Consider the following 661-nt stretch of genomic DNA (forward strand, 5'->3'; position numbering starts at 1 on the left):
GCGACTAAATGTGGCGGCCTATTTTTGGCCGGCGCGTTTAGGCGTCCGGCTGATTGGCCTGGTTATGTTACGATGTATAATTGTTTTTTAGAACACGTTAACGCCGCAATCGATTAATACAATAAATTAAATCTTAAAGCTACGATTCAAATAACTTACTAGCACACTAAAATGAATAGCTTACTAAGTGGCACATTTTAGAGTAGAGTTTTCCCTAAAGTATTTGTTAGAGTTGACTGGGATTTAAACCAAGCTTAACCCCATCGATCGGTCAGGTAAATTGTAGATATATACCAACAATAATTATCGCTATCAAAATAACAACTCCTACGATAGATGCATCTTGCCACGTCCCCAAACTCCAAGTAAGCCCAACCCAGGTAAAAATTATAATCCCAACCCAAAGAGGAATCCAATCATCAATTGTAGAGTCTGATAAACCAAATACTTTTCTTCCGCCGTCAGTTCGAAAACAAATAAAAACCATAACCAAGCTCAGCAATAACGCAGCACTACCCCCAACGATATGACCTAATATACGTCCTTTTAAGAAGTCGCTATGGCTTACAAGCGCATAGATAATTGCAAGTAAAATATGGCTCCCAGATGTTGCTGACAAAAAAAATGATGCCAACATGGATACAAGTCCTGGAAAAGTAAT

General features: G+C 38.6%; 1 protein-coding gene. It reads right to left on the reverse strand.

Features of this window, described 5'->3' with window-relative positions; genetic code table 11:
- Positions 1-271: 271 nt before the first annotated feature.
- A partial coding sequence (locus tag Nant_RS00015) for a hypothetical protein (protein WP_238377026.1) occupies positions 272-661 on the reverse strand: 390 nt, incomplete at its 5' end.

It is taken from the genome of Neptunomonas antarctica (assembly GCF_001305295.1).
GTDB lineage: Bacteria > Pseudomonadota > Gammaproteobacteria > Pseudomonadales > Balneatricaceae > Neptunomonas > Neptunomonas antarctica.